The organism is Halolamina salina (genome assembly GCF_042678005.1).
GTDB classification, from domain to species: domain Archaea; phylum Halobacteriota; class Halobacteria; order Halobacteriales; family Haloferacaceae; genus Halolamina; species Halolamina salina.
In genome coordinates this window covers 5,258-7,424 of the sequence record NZ_JBHUDH010000111.1, presented here as the reverse complement: position 1 = coordinate 7,424, position 2,167 = coordinate 5,258, and the positions used below count along the sequence as shown (strand labels likewise).

General features: G+C 70.7%; 3 protein-coding genes. 2 read left to right on the top strand and 1 reads right to left on the bottom strand.

The window, feature by feature from the left end:
* Together ACFR9S_RS09915 and ACFR9S_RS09910 are read left to right on the top strand one after the other, a co-directional pair.
* A partial coding sequence (locus ACFR9S_RS09915) for an ABC transporter permease (protein WP_379818531.1) occupies positions 1-1,081 on the top strand: 1,081 nt, incomplete at its 5' end.
* 2 nt (positions 1,082-1,083) lie between these two features.
* Positions 1,084-1,536 carry a DUF7529 family protein gene (locus ACFR9S_RS09910; protein WP_379818530.1) on the top strand — a complete coding sequence of 151 codons (453 nt, stop codon included), beginning with the start codon at positions 1,084-1,086 and terminating at the stop codon, positions 1,534-1,536.
* A gap of 16 nt (positions 1,537-1,552) precedes the next feature.
* Here the strand turns inward: ACFR9S_RS09910 and ACFR9S_RS09905 are convergent, their stop codons facing one another.
* Positions 1,553-1,978, bottom strand: a complete 426-nt coding sequence (locus tag ACFR9S_RS09905; protein ID WP_379731645.1) for a hypothetical protein — start codon at positions 1,976-1,978, stop codon at positions 1,553-1,555.
* Positions 1,979-2,167 lie beyond the last annotated feature (189 nt).

Genomic DNA, 2,167 nt, shown 5'->3' with positions numbered 1-2,167 from the left:
GGCCGTCTGGGGACTGCGCATCTACCGGCAGGAGTACCGCGCCGCCGACTGGACCCCCCGCGACGACGCGGTCCGGGGGTTCGCCCGCCACCGCTGGGGGCAGTTCGGGCTGGTCGTCGTGGTGCTGTTCCTGATCCTCGCGCTGTTCGCGCCCGCGCTCGGCCCGACGACGATGGAGCGCAACGTCGAGGACCCGTTCAGCTACGAGGTGAGCTACTACGACGAGGACGCCGGCGCGGTGCAGACGGTGACGGTCGGGCAGGCGAATCTCGATTCCACCTCGCAGGGGATCCCGGAGCGCAACGTCGGGCTGTTCAGCTACGACCGGTACAACCGCTACCACCCGTTCGGCACGCTCCCGTCGGGACAGGACCTGTTCACCGCGGTCGCGCTCGGCGCGCGGGTGTCGCTGTTCATCGGGCTGGTCGCGATCACCGTCAGCGCGGCCGTCTCGGCGGCACTCGCGCTGATCAGCGCGTACTACGGCGGGCTGGTCGATCTCGCGATCGTCCTGCTCAGCGACGCGACCCAGTCGCTGCCCCAGCTGCTGGTGGTGATCATGCTCTCGGTGGTGCTCTCCCAGACGTGGATCGCCGGGCTGTACAACGGCGCGGTGCTGCTCTCGTTGATCTTCGCGCTGACGGGCTGGCCGTCGCTGTGGCGCGCGGTCCGTGGGCCGGCGCTGCAGGTGTCCGAGCGCGCGTGGGTCGACGCCGCCGACGGCTACGGCCTCGATTCGCCGCGGACGATGCTGCGGCACATCTTCCCGTTCGTCGTCGGCTACCTGCTGGTGTACGCGTCGATGAGCCTCGGCGGCATCATCATCGGCGCCGCGGGCCTCTCCTTCCTCGGGCTGGGCGTCACCGCGCCCACGCCGGAGTGGGGCCGGCTCGTCAACGTCGGCCAACCCCTGCTCACGACCGTCTCGTGGCACATCGCGGTGATGCCGGGCGTGCTGATCGTGATCGTCGTGACGGGGTTCAACGCGCTCGGCGACGGGATCCGCGACGCGATCGACTCAGAGACCAACCTCGAGAACGAGGAGGAGGCCAGCGCGGCCGCCAGCGGGGCCGGGGGCTGACGATGTCGGGCGATCATCCTCTCGCTGCGGCGTGGACGCGCGTCCGCAACGTCGTGGGATCGACCGCGGCGACGTACCGCGAGGAGGGCCGCGAGGTCGTCGAAGTCGTAGCCGACCACGCGACGGTCCGGGGGAGCGACGATCCGGTGACGCTGAGCTTCACCGTCCCGGGCGACGCCGCGGACGAACTGGCGGCGGCCGTCGACGACGACGCTACCTACCGGACCGAGGTCCAGTACGTCGACGTGGACGGGACGCGACTGTTCGTGCTGGAAGTACGGGCGCCGGAGGCTCCGGTCGTCCTGCTCGCGGGCGGCGTGGGCCACGACTCGCTGCGACCGCACGCGTCCGACCCGGACGCCCCCGCCCGCACGCTCGTGCGCCGCGTCGACGGGGGCGAGGCGGCCCAGTTCGGGCACGAACGCGTCGCACCGTTCGTCGACAAACTCGGGTAGCGGCCGCCCGCCCCGTCTACATCCCGCCGTCCGAGGAGTCGTCCTGCGTCATGATGACGCCGCTGAGCAGCATCAGCAGCGCGAGCGCCACCATCCCGGCGTCCCAGCCCATCCCGGCGCTCGGCATGGTCGTGCCGCCCTGCATCCCGCCACCCATGCCGCCGTTCATTCCGCCATCCATTCCGTCGATCATCCCCGTTCCGAGTAGGGTCTGGTTCAATAGCATCAGGACCGCGTACGCGATCATCAGCGGGCCGCTGGCGTCGCCGAGCCGGTCGGCGTAGTCGGTCAGCAACAGCGCGCCGTGGACGAGCACGACGGCGCCCAGCGCGAGCATCAGCCAGCCGCCGGTTCCCATCGGCCCGACCGACGCGCTCCACAGCGAGTAGGCGCCGGAGACGACGGCGATCGCGGCGCCGTACAGCCGCGTGTTCGAGACCATACGCGCGCTTGGCCCGGACGAGGGTTAAAGCCGGCCTCGCCGGAGCACGCGGCTGGACCTGACCGTCGCGGAGATTCACGAACTGGTCGACGAACTCGGCGTCTGAAGAGAAGCGACACGCCGAGGGACGGATCAGTCCTCGGCCAGCAGCACGCGATCGACGTAGTCGTCGAGTTCGTCGCGGGCGGC